Here is a 25,404-nt window from a genome sequence, read left to right on the forward strand (position 1 = left end):
TTCAGTCGGTCATAACGCTAAGTTATCAGTTGAGCGACGAAAATGTAGTTTTGTCGACTGGATAGGCTGTCGTACCCTTTGTGTTAAACATGGCTAAAACATGCGTATTCAGCGGTTGCGTTGGACGGTTTTCCGCGCAGGATTCGTTGGCCATGACACCGTTTTCTGGGCGTACTTGCCATTAACCGTCAGGTTGATGTGTAGAGGATAATAATGAATACCAAGGCATCCGTGATCGACCTGATTCAAAAGCGTAAGGCGCGCCACGCGCTTCCCCGTGAACTGTATATTGAACCTGAAGTTTTTCGTCAGGATCTTGAGCAGATCTGGCACAAGGACTGGGTTTTTGCCGGGCATACTTTTGAGCTTGAAAAGCCCGGGCAATACTTGACCTTGCAGATTGGTGATTATCCAGTCTTAATCATCAGGGATAAAAGTGGCCAAGTCCGGGCTTTTCACAATGCTTGTCGTCATCGTGGCTCTAAAGTTTGCGAGCACGCCCAAGGTAAAGTCGCTAAATTAGTTTGTCCTTATCATAAGTGGACGTTCGAACTGGACGGCAGTCTTTTGTTTGCCGGTAATATGGGGGCCGATTTCGACAGGTCTCAATACAACCTGAAACCTGTTCATTGTGAAATTGTTCATGCTTACATTTATGTCTGTGTCGCTGATGAGGCGCCTGAGTTCGAAAGTTTCAGGAATTCTGTAAGTCCTTTCATCGCCCCCCATTTCCTGGATAACTGCAAGGTGGCTTTCGAGTCCAACCTCGTGGAAAAAGGTAACTGGAAGCTCGTGTTTGAAAACAACCGCGAGTGTTTTCACTGTGACGGTACCCATCCGGAGTTGATGAACTCTTTTGTCGAGAACCTTTCGGTGGCAGGGGTCGGGGGCGAAGATGATCCGGAACTGACCGCCCACTGGAATCGCTGCGAAATCGCCGGTATGCCCAGCAAGCTTGTCATGGACCCGAATGGCCGTTTCCGTATGACACGCATTCCACTTTCCGCGGGTGCCGTGAGTTACACGATGGATGGTAAACCGGCTGTTGCAGGACGCCTGGATAAAAGCGGCGAGCCGGATATTGGCGCCTTGCTCTACTTTAATTACCCGTCCACCTGGAACCACTTTCTCGGTGACCACGCATTGAGCTTCCGGGTACTCCCGATCGGCCCCGGCGAAACGCTTGTGACCACCAAATGGCTGGTGCCCAATACCGCTGTTGAAGGCGTTGACTACGAGATTGACCGGTTGACGAAGGTTTGGCTTGCCACCAACGACCAAGACCGTCGTCTGGTGGAAGGGACGCAGGCCGGTGTGACCTCACCGACTTACGAGCCGGGACCTTTTTCGGACATCGCGGAAAATGGTGTATGCCAGTTTGACGATTGGTACTGCGAAACCCTGCTGACGCGCCTCCAGGCCCGGATTCCACTTAAATCGGTGGATTGATTTCCCTGTAACGATGGCCGGCGCTTTCTGCGTTGGCCATCGCGACTGCGTACAAACAGCCTGGGAAGGGCTGTTGGTGCGTCCGATCAAGAAGAATAAGAGGGGCTCGATCCAATGTCCGCATTCGCTTTTTCCGGCCTCAACCTGGCCGTTACCACACCGTTCGATGCCCAAGGCAAGATCGACTATCCACGCTTTGAGACCTTGCTCGAGCGCTATCTCGCTGCCGGCGTGCACGGCTTTGTCCTGAGTTCCGGGACGGGCATGCACGTCTACCTGGGCCGGGAAGAGTCCAGGCAACTGGTTGCCTTTGGCGCCAAGGTCATCAATGGGCGTGCTCGCGTCATCGTGCAAACGTCTGCCTTGTTGGCGGAGGAGGTGGTGCAGCGCACCCGCCATGCTGGTGAATGTGGCGCCGATGGCGTCATGGTGCTGCCACCGTTTTTCGAAGGCCCCACCGACGACCAGGGCATCGTCGATTTCTACTCGACGGTGTCTGAGGCGGGGTTGCCGATCATAGGCTACAACGTGCCTCAGGCAGTGGGCGTAGAAGTGACCCCGTCGCTGTTTCGCCAGTTGAGCGAGATTCCAAACTTCGTGTCGGTCAAGGACAGCAGTGGTGATCTTGCCGGCCAAGCCTCGCTGATCCGCACGGGCCTGCCGACGATGAATGGCGCCGACGCGCTGGTGCCCTACGCGCTCTTCGCCGGTGCCGCGGGCTTGATCTGGGGCGGGGCGAACATGGCCCCACGCGCTTGTGTTGCCGTGGTGGAGGCCGCCATGAAACAGGACTGGGTACGTGCCCGGGAGATTTGGCGGTCGATCGAGCCGGTAATGTCGTTGATCTGGCAGGGTGACTATGTGCAGTCGGTCTATGCCGGCGCCGAGATCAGCGGCTATGGCGCAGGGAATCCACGTCGGCCCTTGGCGCGTTTGTCCGCTGACAAAATCGAGGTACTCAAGGCTACCCTTGTGCCGTTGATCACGCTCGAGTCTGACCTCGCCTGACGATGGGCCCCAGACTTATGATGACGCGAATGGCGCGCCGGGTGTGAATGATGCTGTCGTCACGCAGCAGCAAGTCCCCTCCAAATGGAATGACCCATGAGCAATCAACTGGACACCGGCGCACCCGCCTACGAGGTTCCCAGGCCCCGGTTCGGCATTCTCCTGTGCCTGCTCTCCATGCTGGTGTTTGCCAGCCAGGACGGCATCACCAAGGTGCTGGTCAAAGACCTTCCGGTCGCACAGTTGGTGATGGTGCGCTATTGGGTATTCCTGGCTTTCGCTGTCGGTTATAGCGTCTACCAGGGCAGCCTGCGGACCGCGTGCCGAAGCCGTCATCCTTACCTGCAGGTCATCCGTGCATTGGTCGGGGTGGGTGAAATCGTGCTGTTTGGATGGGGGCTGCGCTATCTGGGGCTGGCGGAAATGCATGCCCTGTATGCGGTGTTCCCATTGATGACACTGGCGCTGGCCGGGATATTCCTGGGTGAGTTCATTGGCGTGCGTCGATGGGTTGCCGCCGCCGTAGGCTTCGCAGGGACGCTGGTTATCCTTCGGCCTGGCACCGGTGTCTTCGAACTTGTCGCCCTGATTCCGCTGGCGTCTGCCTTGGGGTTCGCGGTCTTCAGCGTGCTGACGCGTCGGATCAGCCAGCATGATTCGTTCGCCACGAACATGCTTTACATGGGCCTCTTCGGCGCGATCAGCGTCACGTTGTCGGGCCTTCCCGGATGGGTGGCGCCGAGCCCGATGCAATGGGGCCTGATTGCGGTGCTGTCCACGACAGGCGTGGTGGCCCAGCTGTTATTTCTCCAGGCACTGAAGTATGCAACGGCCGCCACGCTCCAGCCGTTCAACTACACGCTGCTGGTGTTTGCCACGCTGATTGGCCTGTTGGTCTTCGGCGAGCTACCAGACACATGGACGGTGGTGGGGGCGTGTCTGGTGATTGCCGGTGGCATGTATGCGATCAAGGCGAAAGGGTAGTGGTCTGGCAGCATCCGACGGCGAGCCGTCCTTGGCTCGAAAGAGTGTTTACTGGTGCCTGTCCAGCGTCCTCAAGGATTGCGGCAAGCCCCACATCAGCAAAGCCCCCGCCAGGATGCACGTGCCACCGATGACATACAGCGCCGGCGTGGTGCTGCCGGACATGTCCTTGATATAGCCGACCATCACCGGGCTGACGATGCCGCCGAACTGACCCAGGGTATTGATTAGCGCGATCCCTCCTGCAGCGCCGGCTCCTGCGCCTGCCAACAGCTTGGGCGGCAGTGCCCAGAAGGCCGGGATCGAGGCAATGATGCCGCTACCCAGCAGTGCCAACGAAATGGTCAGCAGCAGGGTGTGGTTGGCAAAGATGCCGGCGCTGAAGAATCCGATGGCGCCGACGATCACCAGGCCACAGACGAATTTGCGTCGCTCGCCGGTGGCATCGGACCAGCGCCCGATCACGATCATGCTGATGGCGCCGCAGACGTAAGGGACCGCGGTGAGCAGGCCGATGATGGTCGGGCTTTCGGTGCCGGCGCTGCGAATGAGTTGCGGTGCCCAGAAATTGAGCCCGTACGAGGCGACCTGGATGAGGAAGTAGATCAGGCCCAGCGTCAGGAAGCCCGGTAATTTCAGCGCGGTCATCAACGAGCCGCCATGCTTGTGGGATTCCTGGCTTGCGATACGACTGGCCAGGTAGGTCTTCTCGGCATCGGTCAGCCATTTGGCGTCCGTGACCCGGTCCTTGAGGGTGAACAGCACGATCAGTCCCAGGCCCACGCAGGGAATGCCACCCAGCAGGAACAGCCAATGCCAGCCGCGCATTTGCAGGACGCCGTCCATATGGCCCAGGACGAGGCCGGAAACCGGCGCGCCGATCAGCCCGGCGAAGGCTGACGCCAGGAACAGCGTGGAGGTGATGCGTCCCCGGTAGTTCTGTGGAAACCACAGGGTCAGGTAGTACAACACGCCCGGGGCGAAGCCCGCTTCCATGGCTCCGATGATGAAGCGCAGGACGTAGAACTGCCATTCGGCAGTCACGAACACCATCAGCGCCGTGGCGATCCCCCAGGACATCATGATGCGGGCGATCCAGCGACGTGCACCGACCTTGTACAGCATCATGTTGCTGGGCACCTCGAACAGGACGTAGCCGACCACGAACAGCCCGGCACCGAGTCCATAGGCGGTGTCACTCAGGCTCAGGTCGGCTTGCAGCTGGAACTTGGCAAAGCTGATGTTGATGCGGTCGAAGAACGCAAACAGGTAACAGACCATGATCAAGGGCATCAGGCGCCATGCCACTTTGGCGATCAGGGCTTTTTCATCATTGGCCGCGGCTGCGGCGCCGCCACCTTGAGAGGTTATCGATACGGAAGACATGAGTTTTCTCCAGGCGAGTTTCCCTAAGGGAACTCTTTTGTTTTTGTTGTCTGGCTGGCGACCAGGGTCGCCTCGTTACGTCTCAGCCGATACCGGGAGGTAGCGGATGAAGGTCACAATTTCGCCCGGCCTTCGCCACTTGCCCCGGCATTTCGTGTCCCAGAAGCGAGGGGAGGGTGCGGGACAGGTCCAGCAAGTGAGGCAGGTCGATTCCGGTGTCGATGCCGATTTCTTCGCAGAGATTCACCAGGTCTTCCGTGCAGATGTTGCCTGAGGCACCCGGTGCGAAAGGGCAGCCGCCCAGCCCGCCGAGCGAGGCATCGAAACGCCGGGCGCCGGCCTCGTAGGCTGCCAGCACATTGCTCAGCCCCAGCCCGCGGGTGTTATGGAAATGCAGGGTCAACGCAGCGGCAGGAAGCTGTTCAAGCACCCGGCGCACCAGCCGGTAGACCTGGCGTGGGTTGGCCATGCCCGTCGTATCGGCCAGGGTCACCCCGTGCATGCCGAGTGCCTGGTAGGTGTCGACCAGGCGCATCACCACGTCTTCATCGACCGGCCCTTCGAACGGGCAGCCAAAGGCAGTCGCCACCGAGCCGTTGAGGCTGACGCCGCGGTTGCCCACCAGCGAAACCACGTCGGCAAAGGCAGCCAAGGACTGCTCGCGAGTCATGCGCATGTTGGCTTGGTTGTGGCTCTGGCTGGCCGACACCACCAGGTTCAGTTCGTCTGCCTCGGCATCGAGGGCCCGTTGTGCGCCCTTGAGGTTCGGGATCAGCGCGACATAAATGACCCCGGGGCGCCGCGTGATGCCTTGGAACACTTGTTCTCCATCACGCAATGCGGGAATGGCCTTGGGCGACACAAAGGATCCCGCCTCGATCCGAGTGAAGCCGGCCAGCGAAAGCTGGTCGATGAGGTTGATCTTGTCGGCCGTTTCAACCCAGGCCGGTTCGATCTGCAGGCCATCACGGAGAGCGACCTCTTGGACAATAAGGCGTTGCGAGTAGTCGGTGATCATTGCACGACCCCTTCATTCTTCAGGCGTTGGATGGCGCTTTCGCTCAGGCCCAGCTCACCCAGCACCGCTTGGGTGTGCTGCCCCAGGCTCGGCCCTTGCCAGTTGACGGTGCCGGGGGTGGCCGATAGCTTGGGGACGATGCCGGGCATTTTTACCGCGGCTCCGCCCGGTAGCTGGGCATCCAAGATCATGCCTCGTGCCTGGTAGTGTGGGTCGGCGACGATGTCGGCCACGGAGTAAATTCGACCCGCTGGCACTTCGGCTTTTTCCAACGCTTGGAGTACCTCCTCGATCGGCAAGCTGGCGCTCCATTCGCGGATGGCTCGATCGAGCACGTCGCATTCGGCGACCCGGCCGTCGTTGTGGGCAAACGCCGGTTTTTCTCCCAGGTCGGGTCGGCCGATTGCAATCATCAAGCGCTTGAAAATGGGGTCGCTGTTGCCGGCGATGACGACGTAGCCACCGTCCGCCGTCGGGTAGGTATTGGACGGCGCAATGCCCGGCAGGGCGCCGCCACTGCGTTCGCGGACGTGGCCGAGCCTGTCGTATTCCGGCACGAGGCTTTCCATCACATTGAACACGCTTTCGACGAGGGAAACGTCGACGATCTGGCCGTCGCCCTGGCCGGTCTTGACCCGCAGCAGCGACATCAGCGCGCCCATGACCGCATGCATTGAAGCCAGCGAATCCCCGAGGCTGACGCCCATGCGCGCGGGAGGGGACTGCGGGTCACCGGTGGTGTAGCGAATCCCGCCCATGGCCTCGCCAATCGCACCGAACCCCGGACGGTCGCGGTAGGGGCCGGACTGGCCATAACCGGAAATTCGTACCAGGGTCAGCTTGGGGTTGAGTGCATGCAGCACGTCCCAACCTAGCCCCAGTTTTTCCAAGGCGCCGGGGCGAAGATTCTCGATCAGCACATCGGCGCTTTCGGCCAGTTGCTTGACGATCGCGATGCCTTCGGCGGATTTGAGATTGAGTGCCAGGGATTTTTTGTTGCGCGACTGCAGGTACCACCAGAGCGACGTGCCTTCGTGCAGTTTTCGCCACTTGCGAAGAGGATCGCCTTGTCCAAGGCTCTCGATCTTGATCACCTCGGCGCCGAATTCGGCCATCAACCGTGCGGCAAAAGGGGCGGCGATGAGCGTTCCGATCTCGATGACGCGGATTCCGCTAAGAGCAGTCATGGTGCAGCCTCATGTTTCTTGGAATTTGTGCCAAGACTAGAGGCTGTTCCGTGGGCGATTCCAACCTTGTGTTGGAAAGGGGCGTTCGCGTTTCGCGAACGAGTCGTCGGGTTATTCGCTGAGTTGAAGGTGATCGAACAACAACCGGCTCACAGGGGACAGGGCGTCGCGCTCGCGTACCACCAGCAACAGGGTTCGATGGGACCAGTCATCGGTGAGCGGAACGACAGTCAGCCCAAGGCCCCGTCCGAATAGTTCATAGGCCTTGTACGGCAAGACACCGATGCCCATGTTCGCTTGTACCATCCGGCAGACCGCGTCGAAACCCGGGACATGGATGCGCACGCGCAGGGATTCGCCGAGGGTATTGGCGGCGGCATGGACGCGACTGTTGATCGAACTCGCTGCGTGCAGCCCGATATGGTCGTACTGCAAGGTGTCTGCAAAAGCCACCTGGTCCCGGTCGGCCAATGGATGATCGGGACGCATGACCACGGCCAGGCGGTCATGGCGATAGGGGACGCTGAAAAGGTCCTTGGTATCGCTGTCCATCGAACAGATCCCCAGGTCGGCCACGCCGTCGATGATCCCTTCGATGACGCCTGTGCTCGGACGCTCTTCCAGGTCGACTTTTACCCGCAGATGAGTGGACACGAAGCTGTGCAGGTCCTCAGGCAGGAACTGGATGATCGCCGAGAGATTGGCCAGCATGCGCACATAGCCTCTGAGCCCTTGCAAATGCTCGCCGACTTCGATGCCGACTTTCTCCACCTCTGCCAGCATGCGCCGCGCGTGATGCAGCAGGGTTTCGCCGGCGGCGGTCAGGGACATGCCCTTGGCCGTACGGGAGAACAACGCAACACCCAGGACTTCTTCAAGCTCCATCAGGCGTTTGCTGGCCGCCGACACCGCGATAGCTTCCCTCGATGCGGCGCGGGTCAAGGTGCCCTCTTCGTGGACGGCAACGAACAGCTGAAGGGTGATGAGGTCCAGGCGTCTGATCAGTTGTTTATGGAGCATGGAGCCTGTCCGGTTGGTTGAGCTTGCCTCCCACATTGATAATCTTCAGCGGACGCAAAATGCACATGTAACACAAACCATTTGTGGGAGCGAGCTTGCTCGCGAAGAGGCCAGCACAGTCAACCTATCTGTCGACTGTGAGGCTGCCATCGCGAGCAAGCTCGCTCCCACCTGTGTACTTGCGCTGGCCTCGGTTTAGAACTTGAAGCGACCCACCAGTCCCTTGAGCTGTCCGGAAATATCCGTCAGACGCCCCGAGCCGGTCTGCGCCGAGTGGGCGAATTCCTCGACCAACTGGGCATCGGCATGGATCTGCGCGATGTGCCGGTTGATGTCTTCGGCCACCTGGTGCTGCTCCTCTGCCGCTGTGGCGATCTGCGTATTCTGGTCGCGAATCGAGTCCACCGAGTTGCGGATCTTGTCGAAGCTGTCGCGGGCCTGTTGGATGCGTTCCACGCTGGTTTGTGACACCTGCAGGCTGCTTTGCATCTGTTGGGTCACTTCCTGGGTGCGCCGTGCGAGGTTGCCCAGCAGGCTGTCGATCTCACCGGTGGAGTCGGCGGTACGCCGTGCCAGCGCCCGGACTTCGTCGGCCACCACGGCGAACCCGCGACCTTGATCGCCGGCCCGTGCGGCTTCGATGGCGGCGTTCAGGGCCAACAGGTTGGTCTGTTCGGCGATCGAGCGGATGGTGTCGAGGATGGTGTTGATGTTCTTGCTGTCCTGTTCCAGCGCCTGCATGGTCTGGGTCGACTTTTGCAGGTCGTCGCTCAGTTTCATCACGCTGCCGGTGGCTTCGCCGATGTGATGCTGGCCATCGTGTACATCGCGATAGCCTTCGTCCGCACTGGAGGCCGCCTGGCTGCAAGAGCGGGCCACTTCGTTGGCGGTGGCGACCATTTCGTTGAACGCGGTGCTCACCAGTTCCACGGCCTGGCGCTGGCGCCCGGCAGCGTCGTTCATGTTCTGGGCCACGTGGCTGGTATCGGCTGCGGCGGTTTGCAGGTCGGAAGAGGCGCTGCCGATACGCTGCATCAGTTGCGCGATCATGCCCAGGAACTGGTTGAACCAGCCCGCCAGGGTGGCCGTTTCGTCCTTGCCTTGCACCGAGAGCTTGCGGGTGAGGTCACCTTCACCTTCGGCGATTTCCTGCAGGCCGTTGGCAACACCGCGAATCGGCCGCACGATCACGCTGGCGAAACTGGCGCCTACCAAAGCGAACACCACAGCCAGTACGGCAGCAATGGCGGCGATCAGCCAAGTCAGGCTCGAAGCCTCGGCCATCACTTCATCGCGCTTGATCAGGCCGATGAAGCGCCAGCCCAACCCTTTGGAGCTGACCACGTTGGCCATGTAGGGCACGCCGTCGATCTCGATCTGGGTCACGCCATCGCTGCTTTTGGCCAGCTCGGCATAGTTGGGGCCCAAGTCGGCCAACGGCTTGAAGTTATGCTTGGCATCGGCAGCATCCACCAGGACGTTGCCGTTGGCTTCGACCAGCATCAGGTAGCCGCTTTCACCCAGCTTGATGTTCTTGACCAGTTCGGTGAGCTGTTTGAGCGACACGTCCAGGCAAACAACACCCACCAATTTACCGCTGGAGTCAGCGACAGTTTGTACGGTGCCGATCAGCGACACATCGTCCGGCGCCCAGTAATAGGCGTCTGTGCGCACAGTTGTGCCCGGTGCGGCCATGGCGGCCTTGTACCATGGACGCACGCGCGGATCGTACTTGGCCATTTTGGGATCGTCCGGCCAGCTCGCGTAGCCGCCGTCATCCATGCCCACGGAAAGATAGGCGGTAGTCGGATGGCTCTTGGCGAATCTTTCGAAGATCTCCAGAAGCTGTTGATTGATCTCAGGGAAGGGGGCTTGTGCGGCGTCGGCGCTGGAATAATTTTTCAAGCCTTTGGCAGCGATGACCCGCGGATCCCTGGCGAAGAGTTCGACGTTCTGGCTGATGCCATCGAAGAACTGCTTCATGCCGTTGTCGATCTGGCGGATTTCACGGCCACTGCTGTCTAGAAAGTTGGCTTTTGCGGCGTCGCGCAGGTTCAGCACGACCAGCACCGCCACCAGGATAACCGGAAGGCAGGCGATGGCCGCGAACGCCCATGTCAGCTTCTGTTTGATATTCATGACTTCTCCCGCGGGATATTTTAAGTGTTTGGATGGCGGAAACAGCAGTGGTTGGCGTTGCGAGTCACTTAAGGGAAAAGCACCCATGCCTACTGCCAGTGTATCGACCAAAGTCGTAGGCACTTGAGGCTTGCCATTTTGGCGCGGGATGATCGGTAGACGGCGCAGGCGCGATTGCAGCCGGCTTCACTAGTCTGGAAGATAACGTGGTTTGCCCTGCGCCTTCGCCCTGGGGTTCAAGGCACCCTCGTGCAGCAATCCTCATCGTCTTTAATGTATTAACGAGGCCCTATGCCAAGCGCATTCGAGAGCGTACTCAAAAACAAGAACATGGCTTATCGACCGCTCGGCGCGGCGCCCGCCAGCCAGGCGCCGATCCGCGTCGCGTTTGTATTGATGGACAACTTCTCGATGATGTCCTTCACCGGTGCGGTGGATGCGCTGGTGACCGCCAACCTGATGAGCGACATGCCCCTCTATGAAGTGCTGACGGTGGGGGTTTCAGGTGGGCAAGTCACGAGCGACCTGGGCATTGTCATCTCGACGGACGTCGAACTGGCGCAGATGCCGGAAAACCAGGACGTGCTGATCGTCGCCGGGGGCTTTCGCGTGAAGTTGCAAGGCCATCCCTTGCTGCGCCGCAAGCTGCGCGCCCATGCGGCGTCCGGGGCGATCCTCGGCGGGTTGTGGAACGGTGCCTTCTTCGTGGCCGATGCCAATCTGCTGGATGGTTTCGAATGCGCTGTCCATCCGGAAAGCCGCGCCATGATGGCGGAGGTGTTTCCCCACGTGAAGGTGTCCAGCCGGGCCTATGTGGTTGATCGGGAGCGAGTCAGTTGCGCGGGCGCCAACAGTTCGCTGCGCATGATGCTCCAATTGATTCGCCAGACGGGCGGGACGGCGCTTGTGGGCGCCATCGAGGAAATTCTTCGCTGTGATGAGTCCGGCGATGATGCGACGGACTTGCCGCCGGTTTTCGTCGAAACCGACCCGACACTGCCGGAAAGCCTCAAGCTGGCTCTGGAACTGATGTGGCAAAACGTAGAAGAGCCGTTGACCATCGATGAGCTGGCGGCGTGCGTCAAGATTTCCAAGCGGCAGTTGGAGCGGCGGTTCTGCAGTTTTCTCGGTGCGACTCCCACACGCTATTACCTGGAACTGCGCTTGACGCGTGCCCGCCAGCTCATCCAGCAGACCAATCGATCCGTGACCGAAATCGCCGTGGCGACAGGCTTCGTCAGCTCCCCGCACTTCCAGCGTCGTTTCCGGGATTTCTTTGGTGCCCCGCCTGGTAGCTATCGCTCGAAATCGGAGCGCAAACAGGCGTTGCGATAAAGCGGTTGCCCGTTCAGGGATGTTTTTCTGTCACGAAAGGGAAATCGAGCATCAACGCAAACAGAATCGCCCCGGCGGAGATCAGGAAAAGCAACGCGTGGTGTCCGCCACTGGCATTGAACAGGGCCGAGTAGGCAAACCCGGCCACCGCCTGGAAGGTGGCGAACGAAACAGTGGCCCGGCTCCAAGCCAGTTGTTGGCGATGGTGATTGGGGACCAGTTCATGCACCCGGGCCAGGGCCAAGGGCACGATGCCCGGTGGAAACGAACCGATGATCACGGCCAGCAGCGCCAGTGCTATGAAAGTGTGTGAAATCGCCAGTAAGCCGAGGGCAATCGCTTGCACGGCCAGGACCAGTCGAATGCTCTTGCGCGCGCCGAGGTGATCGGCGAGAAAACCATGGCCCACCGGCCCGATAATCGCCCCGAGGCCATACATCACCCAGACCATTGCCCCGACATGCGCTCCGGCACCGAGGCCGCGCGCCACGTAGTCGACCAAAAAGACCATCGCGGGCACGAGCCCGGCGGCCATGAACGCATACTGGGCGAACAGCTGGAAAACCGCAGGAGGCATGGGTTCGTCGGGCGCAGCGCTGGTTGTCACCTGCGCGGTGTCCCGGGGCCAGCCAAACCAGCTCAACCCGGTCAATGCCAGTGACAGGGCACCAAGCCCCAGCCAGGTGGCCGGCAGGCCCAGGCTCAACAGCGGCGGTACAATCGTTCCCGAACCGGCGATGCCAAGGCCGATGCCAAGGAAAATCGCGCCACTGGCCAAGCCTTTGCGTGCCGCCGGTACATGGGGCAAGACGGTCGCCGCCACCAGCACCATGATCGCGCCGCCGGCGATCCCCGACAGTAGCCGCCAGGCGAAATACCAAGTCACCGACACCGGGAAGGCACAGGCGAAAAATGCGCCGGTCACGACGAGCATCATCAGCCGCAATGCGTTCCTGTTGCTCAGTCGGTGGGCCATGGGACGGCCGAGCAGGGCGCCTATCAGGTAACCGACCAGGTTCGCCGCCCCGAGGTAGACCACGTCGTTGGCAGAAAACCAACGGGCCTCGATCAGTGCCGGGATCAGTGGCGTATAGGCGAAACGCGCCAGGCCGATGCTGACGAGGCTGGCGCAGAGGCCGGCGAAGATGGGCAGCCAGATGCTCGTGGGAGGTGATTCGAGCGCAGCGGATGAGGGGGTCATGACAGCGATCCTGTGGAAGGGTTTATTGCGTCCAGCATATCGACTATCGTTGCTGCGTTTGTGCAGCGATTTAGCTTCATTGTGATGCATATTTGCAGCTGAGGAGGGCGAATGAATTGGGATGATGCGCGGGTGTTTCTGGCCGTCTGCCGAGCGTCGACCTTGCGCGGTGCCGCGCGGGTATTGGGGGTGGATCAAGCGACGGTGGGACGGCGCGTCACGGCGTTGGAGAAATCCCTGGATGCTGCGCTGTTTCTGCGAACCTCCGACGGCTACGCACTGACGGCCGTCGGCGAGGCAGCGCTCAAGGCGGTGGAGAAGATGGAGCATTCGGCGCTGGAGCTGGAGCGCCGGATACAGGGCCTGGATGATCGCCTGATCGGCAATGTCCGGGTCGCCACCACCGACTCATTGGCCGTCGACTTCTTGATTCCGGCCATTGCCAGCCTGCATGGGCGCCATCCTGATGTGCGCGTGCAACTGGATGCCTCCACACAGATCCTCAGTCTGGTCAAGCGCGAAGCGGACATCGCCGTGCGCAACACCCGGCCCGACAATCCCGACCTGATCGCTCGGCGAATCGCCCGTTGGCCGGTAGGATTGTTTGCGTCCCAGGCCTATGTCGATGCCCGTGGGGTACCGTCGCCCGGCAGCGAGTTCGACGGGCATGACTTGGTGGTTTATCAGCCGTACTGGCAGGGCAGCAAGGATTTCACCTTGGTTTCCGAGCCGATCAATCGCGGACGGGTCGTGGCCAGCCTGAGTTCGAGCCTGTTGGTGCGTCGATCGATTGCCGCGGGCATCGGCGTGGGGGAAATCCCGCTGTACATGGGGGCGCGTGACGGGTTGCTGAGGATATGGCCGGAGCGCACGCGCCCGTTGCCTTACGAGGTCTGGCTGGTCACCCACGCGGACCTGCGCCATACCGCACGGGTGCGGGCGGTGATCGATGAGATTGTCGAGGTGTTTGCGCTGGAGAATGAATGAAGCGCCGGGGCGGCCACCCATTCAATCTGGAGGCTTCATTGTGAAAGACCCCATTGTGGGAGCGAGCTTGCTCGCGATGGCGTCAAATCAGCCCATACTCAGGTAGCTGACACTCCGCCATCGCGAGCAAGCTCGCTCCCACAGGGGTTACAGGTTGCTTCATCGCTAGGGTTTAAAGGGTGTTTCATGGCATCTGTGGCAGTTCCTGCGGGCGCAGATCGAACACCAGCACTTCGGCATCCTGGCCGTTACTGAAGGTCAGGACCTGCTCCTCGCGCACCCGCACGCCATCACCTTCCTGTAACGGGATGCCGTTGAGCTCGACAGCACCTCGTGCCACATGCACGTAGGCATAGCGATCCGGCGCCAGGGTCAGGGTGGTGTTTTGCTGGCTATCGAACAACCCGGCGTAGACCCGTGCATCCTGGCGCACCTGGAGCGAGCCGTCGGCCCCGTCGGGGGAGATGATCAATTGCAGGCGACCGCGTTTCTGCTCGCTGCTGAAATGCTCCTGTTGGTAGCGAGGCGTGGCACCGCTGACATTGGGCACGATCCAGATCTGCAGGAAGTGCACCAGCTCGTCCGCGCTATGGTTGAACTCGCTGTGGGCCACGCCGCTGCCGGCGCTCATCAACTGCACGTCACCTGGGCGAATGACCGAACCTGTGCCCAGGGTATCCTTGTGTTCCAGCGCCCCTTCGAGCACATAGGAAAAGATCTCCATGTCCCGGTGAGGATGCTGGCCGAAACCCTTGGCGGCGGCGACCCGGTCATCGTTGATGACCAGCAGGTCGGAGAAGCCCTGTTCGTTGAGGTCACGGTAGCTGGCGAACGAGAAGGTGTGGAACGAGGTCAGCCAGCCGTGGCGGGCAATGCCGCGATCCGAAGCTTTGCGAAGGGTCAGCATGATCAATTCTCCTGATGTCTGTGGGCGACGGCTGGGCCGTTCGCCGGGTTCAGGAAGAAGGTTAATGGTTATCCATATATTCAATAAGCAGGTAGAAAACGAAAGACTGTCCGCTTTGGGTGGACAATAGATAACCCTACCGGCAGATGCTTGGCTTCGACATAATGCTGAGGCTTTGAGGCTATAAAACCTGTGGGAGCGAGCCTGCTCGCGATAGCGTCGGTCCAGCTTGCACTTGTGTTGACTGATTGTCCGCTATCGCGAGCAGGCTCGCTCCCACATGGGACATCTACAAGTTCTGGATTTTTTGGCGTATCCCGATGAAAACCGTTGCAATGGTGCTGTTCCCGGATTTTTTGCTGCTCGACATGGCCGGGCCTATGGAGGTGTTTTCCATCGCCAATCGCTACCTCGCAGGGGACCTGCGTTATCAATTGCTGACCCTGGGAACCGAGCGCGGGGCATTGCGGGCGTCCAACGGCGTGATGGTGCAGGCCGATATCCATATCGACCAGGCATGGGCAGCTTATGACGTGTTGCTGGTGCCGGGCGGGCCGGGGGCCTATAACGACCGGCATCCGGGGCTGCACATCTGGTTGCGGGCCGCGGCACAACGGGCTACGCGCTACGGCTCCATCTGCACCGGGGCCTTTGTGCTCGGTGAGGCGGGTTTGCTCGACGGTTATCGCGTCACCACCCACTGGCATTACACCGACCGCCTGATACAACGTTTCCCAAAGGCGCTGGTGGAAACCGACAAGATCTTCCTGCAGGACCGGCGCCTGATCACCTCCGGCGGCGTCACCGCCGGGATCGACCTGGCCCTGTCCATCGTCGCTCAGGATCACGGTCGCAAGGTTGCGTTGGACGTGGCCAAGGTGTTGCTGGTGGTGATGAAACGCCAGGGTGGACAGGCGCAGTTCAGCCCCTCGGTGGCGGCGGTGTCGACGCAGGAATCGGCCATTACCCGCGTGCAGAATCATGTGATGGAACATCTGGATGAACCCTTCACCATCGAGCGCATGGCCGCGTTGGCCGCCATGAGCGCGCGGCATTTCGCCCGGGTCTTCGCCCGTGAGGTGAAGATGACACCCATGGAGTTCCTGCAGGGCGCGCGCATCGACCGGGCGCGTCAATTGCTGGAAACCACCGATCTGCCGCTCAAGACCGTGGCGTTTCGCAGTGGCTTCGGCAGCGTGCGGCACATGCGCTTTTTGTTCGGTGAAAAGCTCGGACTGACCCCGGTGCAGTATCGCCAGCAATTCAGTTGAGCCATTGGTGTCCGTCCAGGGCACCGTGATGTCCGTGGCGCTCCCTGTGCCAGCATTGTCCTGAGGCCTGCGCCTGCCAAGATAACGGCGAACCCTTTGGAAAGGATGCGCAGGAGCCAGGGCAGACGTGTTCGGTGATCCGCACGCTGACGCCCGCACCGGTTATCCGGCGCTGGATCGCCCATGAACAGTTACGTCAAACCCGATAGCGAGCCGGCGGTGGGCTTCGGTCCGTTCGCCTTCTACCGGCAGCAGCGGCTGGTGACCCGTGACGGCCAGCCCGTTGCGCTGGGCGGCCGTGCCTTGGACGTCCTGCAGGTGCTGGTGGAGCACGCCGGCCACTACGTCAGCAAGCAAACACTCATCGCTCACGTCTGGCCAGACAGCGTCGTGGAGGCCATCAACCTGCGGGTGCACATCGCGGCGCTGCGGCGGGCCTTCGGTGACGGGCGGGGCGGCGCTCGCTATATCCTCAATCATCCTCGACAAGGCTATTGCCTTGCGCTGCCCCTGGTGGCGCAAGAGCGCGTTGAGTCGCCTTTCAGCCCCCAAACCGAGCGGCACAATCTGCCCGCACGCTTGAGCCCGGTGGTGGGTCGCGACAAAGTCCTGGGACGAATGCTGGCGCAAGTGCCCCGTCAAGCCGTGACCACCGTGACCGGCCCCGGCGGGGTCGGCAAGACCACCGTGGTGTTGCGGGTGGCGGAGCTGCTGCTCGAACACTTTGAGGACGGTGCCTGGTTCGTTGACCTGGCGGCCGTCGGCGATCCTTCGCAAGTGGTGGCGCAAGTGGCCGGTGTGCTGGGCGTGGAGCAGGGTGCTTTGGCCCGTTGCCTCGAACCCTGTCGGATGTTGCTGGTGCTCGACGGTTGCGAGCACCTGCTCGACGCTTGTCGGGAGCTGGTCCAGGCAGTGGCTGCGGCGCCTGGGGTGTCGCTGCTGCTCAGCAGTCGCGAACCCTTGGACTTGCCGGATGAAAGGATTGTGTCGCTGCCGGGCCTGGCCGTGGCGTCGCCCCTGGAACTGGAGCACCAGATCGAGGCATGTCCGGCGGTGCAGTTGCTGATGGAGCGGGTTGGCGCCCGGCAGGAGGGTTTCAAACCGGGTGGCCGCGACTGGCCGACGCTTGCACAGATCTGCCAGCGCCTGGACGGATTGCCGTTGGCGTTGGAACTGGCGGCGGCCCAGGTTGATGCCTTGGGAGTGGCTGGCGTCCTGGAACAACTGGATCACGGTTTATCACTCTTGAGCCATGGGCGGCGTACGGCGGTGGCCCGGCACCGCAGCCTGGAGGCGGTGTTGGACTCGAGTTTCGAGCGTTTGAGCGCTGACGAACAAACCGCATTCCAGCGCCTGGCGGTGTTCGAGGGGCCGTTTACGCTCAAGGCGGCGCTGGCCGTGATCAGTTGCGCTGAACTGAGTGTCGGGACATTACCCTCGCTGCTGTCGCGGCTGGTGAGCGTGTCACTGCTGATGGTCGAACCGCTTGCCGAAGGGGGACGCTTCCATCTGCTCCACACCACTCGCGCCTATGCCATGGACAAACTGCGGCGCAGTGGTCAGTGGCCTGTGTTTCATCGGCGTTACGTGCTGCAAGGTGCCTGGGGAGTCCGGCGTTCAAGGCCCCAACCGTCAAGTCAGCGCCTGGAGCAGCACGCTGGCGTCCAATAGGTCGGGGGTCTCGAAACCTTCGGTGAAGCGTCGATAGACGGGGCCGAGCAGTGCCTGCGCGGCATGCGCCTGCCCTTGGCGCTGCCACAAACGGGCCAGGGACGTGGCGCTGCGCAGTTCCCAGGCCAGGGCCTGGTGACGACGTGCCACGGCCAGAGCGGCCAGCAGTTGCGCCTCGGCGGCTTCTTCCTGGGACGGTTCATTGCGTGCCAGCAAGGTCTCGGCACCGGCCCGCAGGATCTCTGCCGAACACCAGCCCGCGGCACCGCTGCGGGCCCGTTCGATTTGCGCCGGGCTGACGAAGTCGCTGCGCAGGGTGACGGCGATGTCCTGGATCAAGCCGTTTGTCGGGCGTGTTGCCAGGGGCTGATCGTCGAATGCGCGGTCGTAATGGCAAGCCCAGTCATGGAACAGCATCACCGAATGTTTCTTGGCCTGCTGCTTCAACAGGTCGAGCCTTTCCCGGGCAGTCGAATGATCGCCGGTGTAGTGGGCGATCACGCAACCGGCCAGCGCCAAGGTGTAGCAGATCGAAATGCCGTGGTTGATCTGCACGGCGATCTGCAGCGCCAGGTTGGCTGTGCGCCGGGCTTTCTCGGCAAAACCTTGCAGCCAGAGGATGCGGGCCAGAACAGTCAACGCGGCCACGCTCTGATCGTATTGCACGCCGAAGCCGTGGCTGAAGCGGCTGAGGTGACCGCTCTGGGCCAGGCGCTGGATCACCTGTTCGGCTTCGCGCCGCGCCGCGCGCTGGTCGCCGGTGAAATGCAACGCCAGCACCCGCAGGCGTTGGGTGCTCAAGGACAGGGTCGGGTCGCCCTGCAAGCCCAACCGGTCGAAATCCCGGCTGTGTGCCAAGGCCTGTTGGTAGTCACCGCAACTGAGGTCGACGGTCATTTGCCCGGACACGGCCCGCAGCTCGCTGGCCAGGTCCTGGCATTGCCGGGCCAGTTGCCGGGCCGTGGCGAAGGCTCGAACAGTGGCCGGCGTGCCGCCCTCGGTGTGGTAGTTGAAACTGGCATGGGCCAGCTCCAGGGCCAGGGTCAAGCGCGGGCATGGCGCGGGGCTGGCCCGCAACAATTGCAGTGCTTTGTTGACGTAGAGGCCGTGTTCCTTGAGCAGCGACAGTTCCTGCCAGAGGGGCAGGGTACGGGCGGTCAGGCGGATCGCTACGGCGTGTGAACCCTGCGGGCCCAAGCCTCGGTCGAGCGCCGCGCGGATGTCGTCGCGATAGTCGGCATAGCGGGCGATCCACAGTCGGGTGGGGGTGTTTTCCCAATCGTTTTCCGCTTGTCCCATGAGCGCCAGGCAGCGTTCGGCGTGGCGCTCCTGGCTGACCGCCAGCTCCCCGGCTTCGGCCAGTTGTTCCAAGGCATAGCGGCGGGTGGTGTCCAGCAGGCGATAGCGCACCTCTTCATCGCCGATCTCTACATTGAGCAACGATTTGGCGACCAACTGGCTGACCGACACCAGCACCTGTTCGGGCGCGACATGCTTGCCGACGATCACCGCGGCGGCCGAGGCCAGGTTGAAACTGCCCATGAACACCGCCAGCCGCCGCAGGCAGGTCTGTTCGCAGGCCGTGAGCAACGCGAAGCTCCAGTCCAGCGTGGCGCGCAGTGTTTGCTGGCGCGGTGCGGCGTCGGAGTCGTTGTGAAGCAGGGCGACGCTGTCTTGCAGTTGCCGGTGAAGCTCCTCCAGGGTGAAACGGCCGATTTGCGCGGCAGCCAGCTCGATGGCCAGGGGAATGCCGTCCAGCCGTTGGCAGATGTCGATCACCAACGGCACGTCGCGGTCGCTCAGTTCGAAGTCCTCACGGCTGGCCATCGCCCGTTCGGCAAACAGTTGCAGCGCCGGGTATTCCAGGGCGGGGTAGCCCTCGATGGGCATTTCCCGGGGCGGGAACGCCAGGGCGTCCAGGCGCTGCACGTGTTCGCCTTCGGCGCGCAGGCCTTCGCGGCTGGTGGCCAGGATGTGCAGGTGGGGTGCGCCGCGCAGCAGGGTTTCGCTGAGCAGGGCGATGGCGTCGATCAGGTGCTCGCAGTTGTCGATCACCAGCAGCAGATGCCGCTCCTTGAGCTGCCGGGCGATGGCGTCCAGCGGATCACCGTCCTGCAGTGGCAGGTCGAGCAAGGCGCACAGGTTGGGGGCGATCATGGCCGCGTCGTTGAGCGATGCCAGGTCCAGCAGATGCGTGCCGTCACGGTACTGGCCGATCAGCCGTTCGGCGACCCGCAGGGCAACGGTGGTCTTGCCGATGCCGCCGGTACCGACCAGGGTAATGAAGCGTTTTCTCGGTAGCTGGGCCACCAGGTTTTCCACCAGGGCCTGGCGCCCGATCATGCGCGTGCGTTGCAGAGGCAGGTTGCGCGTCAAGGACGGATGAGGGATGTGCGCCCATTGGTCGAACGGCTCGAATGACAGCGGCGCGACAAAACTGTAGCCGCGCTGCGCCACGGTGACGATGTAGCGCTGCCCGGCCTGGCCATCCCCGAGGGCCTTGCGCAGTGCCGCGACGTGCACGCGCAGGTTGGTGTCTTCCACCACGCTCCTGGGCCAGACCCGGGCGATCAGTTGCTGCTTGCTCACCACCTCGCCGGCGTGCTCGAGCAACACCAGCAGAATCTCCACGGCCCGCCGTCCCAGGCGCAACGGTTGCCCACCCTCGAGCACGAGGCGTTGGCGAGGATGGACTCGGTAAGGGCCGAAATGCACCGTCTGTTCGACGGGCAGGCTGAGGTATTGGCTCATGTTGCTCTCAATGTTCTGGTCCCGGTGCCTGGGCTTTACCCGAGCATATTCCTCAGGTTTTGCTTCAAGCGCAACGGCGCAGGCTCTACTCCCTGCCTTCCAGGCGCCGGACCCTGTGGCGAGGGAGCGGGCTTTTAACACGCCGGTTCCGAAAAAATTAACAACGTTTAACTCACGCAGGTGCCCCCCATGGCCGGACCATAAAGCGATCCACCCACCTCAAGGAGTCACGTCATGAGCACCTTCATCACCCGCGACGGCACCGAGATTTACTACAAGGACTGGGGCAGCGGTCAACCGGTGGTCTTCAGCCACGGCTGGCCGTTGAACTCGGACAGTTGGGAGGCGCAGATGATGTTCCTGGCGTCCAACGGCTACCGGGTAATCGCCCATGACCGCCGTGGGCACGGGCGCTCCAGCCAACCCTGGGACGGCAACGACATGGACACCTACGCCGATGACCTGGCCGAGCTGATCGAGCGGCTGGATTTGAAGGACGCGGTGTTGCTCGGCTTCTCCACTGGCGGTGGCGAAGTGGCGCGCTACATCGGCCGCCATGGTGCTGCCCGTGTCGCCAAGCTCGGCCTGATTTCGGCGGTGACGCCGCTGATGCTCAAGACCCCGGCCAACCCCGGCGGCCTGCCTGTGGAAGTGTTCGACGGTTTCCGCCAGGCCTCCCTGGCCGACCGTTCTCAGCTATACAAGGATGTGGCCAGCGCGTTTTTCGGTGCAAACCGTCCGGGCGCCAAAGTCTCCCAAGGCATGATCGACTGGTTCTGGATGCAGGGCATGCTCGCCGGCCACAAGAACACCTATGACTGCATCAAGGCGTTCTCGGAGACCGATCTTTCCGAAGACCTGCGCAACATCGACGTGCCGACCCTGGTGGTCCATGGCGATGACGATCAGGTGGTCCCCATCGAAACGGCTGGCATCGCCGCCGCCAAGTTGCTCAAGAACTCGCAGCTGCTGATCTACCCCGGCGCGCCCCACGGCCTGACCGACACTCACAAGGACCGCCTGAACGCGGACCTGCTGGCGTTCATCCAGGGTTGATCAAGCCATAAACCTGTGGGAGCGAGCTTGCTCCCACAGGATTGGCATTCAACAGGAACAACACCCATGAACCGCAATGATTTACGCCGTCTCGACATGAACCTGCTGGTGATCTTCGAGGCGCTGATGTTCGAGAAAAACCTGACCCGTGTCGCCGAAAAGCTGTTCATGGGCCAGCCGGCGGTGAGCGCGGCGCTGGGGCGGCTGCGGGATCTGTTCGATGATCCGTTGCTGATCCGCCACGGTCGCGGCATGGAGCCGACGCCGCGGGCCCTGGCGATCCTGCAAGAGCTGCAACCGGCCATGGACACTATCTCTGGTGCGGTCAGCCGGGCCAAGGCGTTCGATCCGTCCACCAGTTGCGACGTGTTTCGCATCGGTCTGTCCGACGATGCCGAATTCGGCCTGTTTCCACCGCTGCTGAGCCAGCTGCGCGAAGAAGCGCCGGGGATCATCGTGGTGGTGCGCCGGGCCAACTTCCTGCTGATGTCGTCGCTGCTGGCCAGCGGTGAAATCAGCGTCGGCGTCAGCTACACCACCGATCTGCCGGCCAATGCCAAGCGCAAGAAACTGCGGGACATTCCTTGCAAGGTCTTGCGTGGCGACAAGCGCCCGGGGCCGCTGACCCTGGACGAGTACTGCTCGCGGCCCCACGCCATGGTCTCGTTCTCGGGCGACCTGAGCGGCAACATCGACCTGGACCTGGCCCGCATCGGCCGGACCCGCAAAGTGGTGCTGGCGGTGCCGCAGTTCAGTGGGCTGCGGGCCTTGCTGGCCGGCACCGAGCTGATCGCCACCGTGCCCGACTATGCGGCCTGCGCGCTGGTGGAAGGCTGCGCACTGCGCGCCGAGGACCCGCCGTTCGAGATCAATGCCGCTGAACTGTCGATGGTCTGGAGCGGCGTGCATGACAACGACCCGGCCGAGCGCTGGCTGCGTTCGCGCATTGCCAGTCACATGTCCCAACCGCTGCCAGCGGCGGCCTCGATCACTGCGGACGGAGCCCACCGATGAACATGACTGATGAGCGCCCGCTGCAGGATCTGGGCTTGTTGTTCCTGCGCTTGAGCGGCGGATTGTTTCTGCTGTGGGTCCATGGGCTGCCGAAGCTGTTGCACTACAGCGTCGAGCTGACCCGTATCGAAGACCCGTTTCACCTTGGCGCGGCGCCGACCCTGATCCTGGCGATTTTCGCCGAGGTGCTGTGTCCGCTGCTGATCATGGCCGGTGTGCTGGTGCGCCTGGCGTGCCTGCCGATCCTGTTTCTGCTGGCGGTGGCGCTGCTGGTGGTGCACCCGCAATGGAGCCTGGAAGAAGGCCAGTTCGGCTGGTTGCTGCTGATCGTATTTACCAGTGTGTTTATCGCCGGGCCCGGACGCCTGGCAATCAATACGCGTTTTGTTGGAGTGCTTCGCCATGTCTGAGTCTCAAACCGTTGAATCCACCGCGAGCCCGGCCAGGCCCGGCTTCGATGAAATCGTGACCTTGGTGGTCAAGCACCGGATCAAGGTTGGCCAGGAGGCTGCCTACGAGGCCTGGTTGCGTCGCACGGTGCGCGTGGCCGGCCAGTGGCCGGGTCATTTGGGGGTGGATGTGGTGCGGGGCAAGCAGGGCGGGCTGGCGCTGTTCACCTGCGTGCTGCGTTTCTGCTCCACCGAGGCCATGCAGCGCTGGCTGGACTCGCCCGAGCGCCGCGAACTGGTGGAGGAGGCCATGCCGTTGCTGGCCGACGGTGACCAGACCGAAGTCGGGTCGCACAAGGAGTTCTGGTTCACCCCGCTGGCCGATGCGGCTACACCGCCGCCGCGCTGGAAGCAGGCCGTGGTGACGCTGCTGGTGATCCTGCCGCATACCTTGCTGGTACCGCTGATCTGGGGGCCGTTGCTGCAACTCAACAGTTTTCTTTCCAACTACGTGGTCGCCACGTTCCTGATCACCCTGACCATCGTGCTCTCTGTGGTGTACGTGTGCATGCCGCTGGCGACCCGTCTGTTCGCACCGTGGCTTGAGGCCTCGAAAGCCCACGTGCACCTGGAGCCCGGCCATGGCCAATAAGGACGACCCAACCGATCCGCTGCGCCGCCAATTGCTCGCCGCCGGGTCCTTGCTCAGCGCTGCGGCGGCTTTCTGGCCGCGGCTGTCCCTTGCCTCTACTCATCCAGAAGGAAATCCGATGAACGCCGATCTGATTCTGTTCAATGGCCAGTTCCATACCGTCGACCGTGAAAAGCCCCGCGCCAGTGCGGTTGCCATCAGCCAGGGGCGCTTTGTCGCGGTCGGCACCGACGCCGAGGCCATGGCCTTGCGTGGCAGCGGCACCCAGGTCATCGACCTCAAGGGCCGCACCGTCATTCCCGGGCTCAACGACTCGCACTTGCACCTGATCCGCGGCGGCCTGAACTACAACCTGGAGCTGCGCTGGGAGGGCGTGCCATCCCTGGCCGATGCCTTGCGCATGCTCAAGGACCAGGCCGACCGCACGCCGACGCCACAATGGGTGCGTGTGGTGGGCGGCTGGAACGAATTCCAGTTCGCCGAAAAACGCATGCCGACCCTGGAAGAGCTCAACCAGGCTGCTCCCGATACGCCAGTGTTCGTATTGCACCTGTATGACCGTGCCTTGCTCAACCGTGCCGCGCTGCGGGTGGCCGGCTACACCCGTGACACGCCGAACCCGCCGGGTGGCGAGATCGTGCGTGACAGCAAGGGCGAGCCCACCGGCATGCTGGTGGCGCGGCCTAACGCAATGATCCTTTATTCGACGCTGGCGAAAGGGCCGAAGCTGCCGTTGGAGTACCAGGTCAACTCCACTCGCCAGTTCATGCGTGAACTCAATCGTCTGGGCCTGACCAGTGCCATCGATGCTGGCGGCGGCTTCCAGAACTACCCGGACGACTATGCGGTGATCGAGCAGTTGGCCCGCGAGCAGCAGTTGACGGTGCGCATCGCCTACAACCTGTTCACCCAGAAGCCCAAGGAAGAACTCAGCGACTTCAAGAACTGGACCGGCAGCGTCAAGTTGCACCAGGGCGATGACTTCCTGCGGCACAACGGCGCCGGGGAAATGCTGGTGTTCTCGGCGGCGGATTTCGAGGACTTCCTCGAGCCGCGCCCGGACCTGCCGCCGGGCATGGAGCAGGACCTGGAGCCGGTGGTCCGGCACCTGGTGGAGCAGCGCTGGCCATTCCGCCTGCATGCCACCTACGACGAATCCATCAGCCGCATGCTCGATGTGTTCGAGAAGGTGAACCGCGACATTCCGTTCAACGGCCTGCCCTGGTTCTTCGACCATGCCGAGACCATCACGCCGAAGAACATCGAGCGCGTACGGGCGTTGGGCGGCGGGATTGCGATCCAGGATCGCATGGCCTTCCAGGGTGAATATTTCGTCGACCGCTACGGCGCCAAGGCCGCCGAAGCCACGCCGCCGATCAAGCGCATGCTCGCCGAAGGCGTGCCGGTGGGCGCTGGCACCGACGCCACCCGCGTCTCCAGCTACAACCCGTGGACCTCGTTGTACTGGATGGTCAGCGGGCGCACGGTCGGCGGCCTTTCGTTGCACGAAGAGGGCCTGCCGCGCCTGACCGCGTTGGAGCTGTTCACCCACGGCAGCGCCTGGTTCTCATCGGAGCAGGGCAAGAAAGGCCAGATCAAGGTCGGCCAATTGGCAGACCTGGCGGCCCTGAGCGCGGACTTCTTCAGCGTCGAGGAAGAAGCCATCAAGTGGATCGAGTCGGTGCTGACCGTGGTCGACGGCAAGGTGGTGTATGCCGCCGGCGACTTCGAAAAACTCGGGCCGGCCAGCGTCCCGGTGCTGCCGGACTGGTCGCCGGTGGTCAAGGTCCCAGGGCACTGGCGCCCGACGTCGCCGTTGCAGGCCCAGGTCCACCAGTGCAGCGGTCCGTGCACGGTGCATTCCCACAGCCATGAACGGGCGAGGTTGTCGAACGTCCCGGTCAGCGATTTCCAAGGCTTCTGGGGCGCGTTTGGCTGTTCCTGCTTTGCTTTTTGACTAACACACCGATTCTCCCCTG

20 protein-coding genes and 1 pseudogene are annotated in these 25,404 nt (G+C 62.1%); 12 read left to right on the forward strand and 9 right to left on the reverse strand.

Translation table 11 applies throughout. The annotated features are described in order from the left end of the window. The first annotated feature begins 213 nt into the window (after positions 1 to 213). From KGA89_RS11280 to KGA89_RS11290, 3 genes are all read left to right on the forward strand, one after another. Positions 214 to 1,449, forward strand: a complete 1,236-nt coding sequence (locus KGA89_RS11280; protein ID WP_223471573.1) for an aromatic ring-hydroxylating oxygenase subunit alpha — start codon at positions 214 to 216, stop codon at positions 1,447 to 1,449. A gap of 114 nt (positions 1,450 to 1,563) precedes the next feature. Beyond that, positions 1,564 to 2,457 carry a dihydrodipicolinate synthase family protein gene (locus KGA89_RS11285; RefSeq protein WP_223471574.1) on the forward strand — a complete coding sequence of 298 codons (894 nt, stop codon included), beginning with the start codon at positions 1,564 to 1,566 and terminating at the stop codon, positions 2,455 to 2,457. A gap of 96 nt (positions 2,458 to 2,553) precedes the next feature. Further along, a complete protein-coding gene (locus tag KGA89_RS11290) occupies positions 2,554 to 3,441 on the forward strand; it encodes a DMT family transporter (RefSeq protein WP_223471575.1) in 888 nt (295 codons plus the stop codon). Positions 3,442 to 3,489: 48 nt separating this feature from the next. On the opposite strand, the gene KGA89_RS11295 is transcribed toward KGA89_RS11290, so the two are convergent. The 6 genes and pseudogenes from KGA89_RS11295 to KGA89_RS30770 form a co-directional block, all read right to left on the reverse strand. Then, a complete protein-coding gene (locus KGA89_RS11295; protein ID WP_223471576.1) occupies positions 3,490 to 4,827 on the reverse strand; it encodes an MFS transporter in 1,338 nt (445 codons plus the stop codon). Between the two features lie 82 nt (positions 4,828 to 4,909). Continuing rightward, the gene (locus tag KGA89_RS11300; protein WP_223471577.1) at positions 4,910 to 5,845 is read right to left on the reverse strand and encodes a hydroxymethylglutaryl-CoA lyase; all 936 of its coding nucleotides are present in this window, start codon (positions 5,843 to 5,845) and stop codon (positions 4,910 to 4,912) included. Next, entirely contained in the window at positions 5,842 to 7,032 is a 1,191-nt protein-coding gene (locus KGA89_RS11305) for a CaiB/BaiF CoA transferase family protein (RefSeq protein WP_223471578.1), read from the reverse strand. The genes KGA89_RS11300 and KGA89_RS11305 overlap by 4 nt, the downstream gene beginning before the upstream one ends. Positions 7,033 to 7,143: 111 nt before the next feature. Further along, positions 7,144 to 8,052, reverse strand: coding sequence for a LysR family transcriptional regulator (locus KGA89_RS11310; protein ID WP_223471579.1), 909 nt, complete (start codon positions 8,050 to 8,052; stop codon positions 7,144 to 7,146). Positions 8,053 to 8,247: 195 nt separating this feature from the next. After that, positions 8,248 to 9,102, reverse strand: coding sequence for a methyl-accepting chemotaxis protein (locus tag KGA89_RS30765; protein WP_371103548.1), 855 nt, complete (start codon positions 9,100 to 9,102; stop codon positions 8,248 to 8,250). 6 nt (positions 9,103 to 9,108) lie between these two features. Beyond that, a pseudogene (locus KGA89_RS30770) lies at positions 9,109 to 10,278 on the reverse strand (cache domain-containing protein); the annotation flags it as partial. 204 nt (positions 10,279 to 10,482) lie between these two features. Here KGA89_RS30770 and KGA89_RS11320 point away from each other — a divergent pair. Then, a complete protein-coding gene (locus KGA89_RS11320; protein ID WP_223471580.1) occupies positions 10,483 to 11,526 on the forward strand; it encodes a GlxA family transcriptional regulator in 1,044 nt (347 codons plus the stop codon). 13 nt (positions 11,527 to 11,539) lie between these two features. On the opposite strand, the gene KGA89_RS11325 is transcribed toward KGA89_RS11320, so the two are convergent. Further along, complete coding sequence (locus tag KGA89_RS11325; RefSeq protein ID WP_223471581.1) at positions 11,540 to 12,727, reverse strand: YbfB/YjiJ family MFS transporter; 1,188 nt, start codon at positions 12,725 to 12,727, stop codon at positions 11,540 to 11,542. Between the two features lie 111 nt (positions 12,728 to 12,838). On the opposite strand from KGA89_RS11325, the gene KGA89_RS11330 reads away from it, so the two are divergent. Next, on the forward strand, positions 12,839 to 13,714 hold the full coding sequence (locus KGA89_RS11330; RefSeq protein ID WP_223471582.1) for a LysR family transcriptional regulator: 876 nt from the start codon (positions 12,839 to 12,841) through the stop codon (positions 13,712 to 13,714). A 184-nt stretch (positions 13,715 to 13,898) separates the two neighbouring features. Here the strand turns inward: KGA89_RS11330 and KGA89_RS11335 are convergent, their stop codons facing one another. After that, on the reverse strand, positions 13,899 to 14,621 hold the full coding sequence (locus KGA89_RS11335) for a pirin family protein (protein WP_223471583.1): 723 nt from the start codon (positions 14,619 to 14,621) through the stop codon (positions 13,899 to 13,901). A gap of 320 nt (positions 14,622 to 14,941) precedes the next feature. Here KGA89_RS11335 and KGA89_RS11340 point away from each other — a divergent pair, with 320 nt between their 5' ends. Both KGA89_RS11340 and KGA89_RS11345 read left to right on the forward strand, forming a co-directional pair. Further along, positions 14,942 to 15,892 (forward strand): GlxA family transcriptional regulator, encoded by a 951-nt coding sequence (locus tag KGA89_RS11340; protein ID WP_223471584.1) that lies wholly within the window; start codon positions 14,942 to 14,944, stop codon positions 15,890 to 15,892. A gap of 183 nt (positions 15,893 to 16,075) precedes the next feature. Beyond that, a complete protein-coding gene (locus tag KGA89_RS11345; RefSeq protein ID WP_223471585.1) occupies positions 16,076 to 17,563 on the forward strand; it encodes an ATP-binding protein in 1,488 nt (495 codons plus the stop codon). On the opposite strand, the gene KGA89_RS11350 is transcribed toward KGA89_RS11345, so the two are convergent. Then, complete coding sequence (locus KGA89_RS11350; protein ID WP_223471586.1) at positions 17,525 to 20,314, reverse strand: ATP-binding protein; 2,790 nt, start codon at positions 20,312 to 20,314, stop codon at positions 17,525 to 17,527. The genes KGA89_RS11345 and KGA89_RS11350 overlap by 39 nt on opposite strands. Positions 20,315 to 20,548: 234 nt before the next feature. On the opposite strand from KGA89_RS11350, the gene KGA89_RS11355 reads away from it, so the two are divergent. The 5 genes from KGA89_RS11355 to KGA89_RS11375 all read left to right on the forward strand — a co-directional run bounded on the left by KGA89_RS11355 (position 20,549) and on the right by KGA89_RS11375 (position 25,382). Next, a complete protein-coding gene (locus tag KGA89_RS11355; RefSeq protein WP_003203408.1) occupies positions 20,549 to 21,370 on the forward strand; it encodes an alpha/beta fold hydrolase in 822 nt (273 codons plus the stop codon). Between the two features lie 66 nt (positions 21,371 to 21,436). Beyond that, positions 21,437 to 22,384, forward strand: a complete 948-nt coding sequence (locus tag KGA89_RS11360; RefSeq protein ID WP_013693718.1) for a LysR family transcriptional regulator — start codon at positions 21,437 to 21,439, stop codon at positions 22,382 to 22,384. Beyond that, positions 22,381 to 22,794 carry a DoxX family protein gene (locus KGA89_RS11365; protein WP_003203404.1) on the forward strand — a complete coding sequence of 138 codons (414 nt, stop codon included), beginning with the start codon at positions 22,381 to 22,383 and terminating at the stop codon, positions 22,792 to 22,794. The genes KGA89_RS11360 and KGA89_RS11365 overlap by 4 nt, the downstream gene beginning before the upstream one ends. Further along, the gene (locus tag KGA89_RS11370) at positions 22,787 to 23,425 is read left to right on the forward strand and encodes an antibiotic biosynthesis monooxygenase (protein WP_013693717.1); all 639 of its coding nucleotides are present in this window, start codon (positions 22,787 to 22,789) and stop codon (positions 23,423 to 23,425) included. Before KGA89_RS11365 ends, KGA89_RS11370 begins: the two co-directional genes overlap by 8 nt. A gap of 118 nt (positions 23,426 to 23,543) precedes the next feature. Next, complete coding sequence (locus tag KGA89_RS11375) at positions 23,544 to 25,382, forward strand: amidohydrolase (RefSeq protein ID WP_003203401.1); 1,839 nt, start codon at positions 23,544 to 23,546, stop codon at positions 25,380 to 25,382. Positions 25,383 to 25,404 lie beyond the last annotated feature (22 nt).

This window comes from Pseudomonas sp. A-RE-22, from assembly GCF_019956035.1.
Taxonomy (GTDB): Bacteria; Pseudomonadota; Gammaproteobacteria; order Pseudomonadales; family Pseudomonadaceae; genus Aquipseudomonas; species Aquipseudomonas brassicacearum.

Coding starts and splice junctions, on each gene's coding strand:
- KGA89_RS11285 (WP_223471574.1), top strand. CDS start 1,564: ATGTCCGCATTCGCTTTTTCCGGCCTCAACCTGGCCGTTACCACACCG.
- KGA89_RS11330 (WP_223471582.1), top strand. CDS start 12,839: ATGAATTGGGATGATGCGCGGGTGTTTCTGGCCGTCTGCCGAGCGTCG.
- KGA89_RS11335 (WP_223471583.1), bottom strand. CDS start 14,621: ATGCTGACCCTTCGCAAAGCTTCGGATCGCGGCATTGCCCGCCACGGC.
- KGA89_RS11305 (WP_223471578.1), bottom strand. CDS start 7,032: ATGACTGCTCTTAGCGGAATCCGCGTCATCGAGATCGGAACGCTCATC.
- KGA89_RS11280 (WP_223471573.1), top strand. CDS start 214: ATGAATACCAAGGCATCCGTGATCGACCTGATTCAAAAGCGTAAGGCG.
- KGA89_RS11325 (WP_223471581.1), bottom strand. CDS start 12,727: ATGACCCCCTCATCCGCTGCGCTCGAATCACCTCCCACGAGCATCTGG.
- KGA89_RS11365 (WP_003203404.1), top strand. CDS start 22,381: ATGAACATGACTGATGAGCGCCCGCTGCAGGATCTGGGCTTGTTGTTC.
- KGA89_RS11360 (WP_013693718.1), top strand. CDS start 21,437: ATGAACCGCAATGATTTACGCCGTCTCGACATGAACCTGCTGGTGATC.
- KGA89_RS11375 (WP_003203401.1), top strand. CDS start 23,544: ATGAACGCCGATCTGATTCTGTTCAATGGCCAGTTCCATACCGTCGAC.
- KGA89_RS11295 (WP_223471576.1), bottom strand. CDS start 4,827: ATGTCTTCCGTATCGATAACCTCTCAAGGTGGCGGCGCCGCAGCCGCG.
- KGA89_RS11370 (WP_013693717.1), top strand. CDS start 22,787: ATGTCTGAGTCTCAAACCGTTGAATCCACCGCGAGCCCGGCCAGGCCC.
- KGA89_RS11310 (WP_223471579.1), bottom strand. CDS start 8,052: ATGCTCCATAAACAACTGATCAGACGCCTGGACCTCATCACCCTTCAG.
- KGA89_RS11355 (WP_003203408.1), top strand. CDS start 20,549: ATGAGCACCTTCATCACCCGCGACGGCACCGAGATTTACTACAAGGAC.
- KGA89_RS11350 (WP_223471586.1), bottom strand. CDS start 20,314: ATGAGCCAATACCTCAGCCTGCCCGTCGAACAGACGGTGCATTTCGGC.
- KGA89_RS11320 (WP_223471580.1), top strand. CDS start 10,483: ATGCCAAGCGCATTCGAGAGCGTACTCAAAAACAAGAACATGGCTTAT.
- KGA89_RS11345 (WP_223471585.1), top strand. CDS start 16,076: ATGAACAGTTACGTCAAACCCGATAGCGAGCCGGCGGTGGGCTTCGGT.
- KGA89_RS30765 (WP_371103548.1), bottom strand. CDS start 9,102: ATGATCGCGCAACTGATGCAGCGTATCGGCAGCGCCTCTTCCGACCTG.
- KGA89_RS11340 (WP_223471584.1), top strand. CDS start 14,942: ATGAAAACCGTTGCAATGGTGCTGTTCCCGGATTTTTTGCTGCTCGAC.
- KGA89_RS11300 (WP_223471577.1), bottom strand. CDS start 5,845: ATGATCACCGACTACTCGCAACGCCTTATTGTCCAAGAGGTCGCTCTC.
- KGA89_RS11290 (WP_223471575.1), top strand. CDS start 2,554: ATGAGCAATCAACTGGACACCGGCGCACCCGCCTACGAGGTTCCCAGG.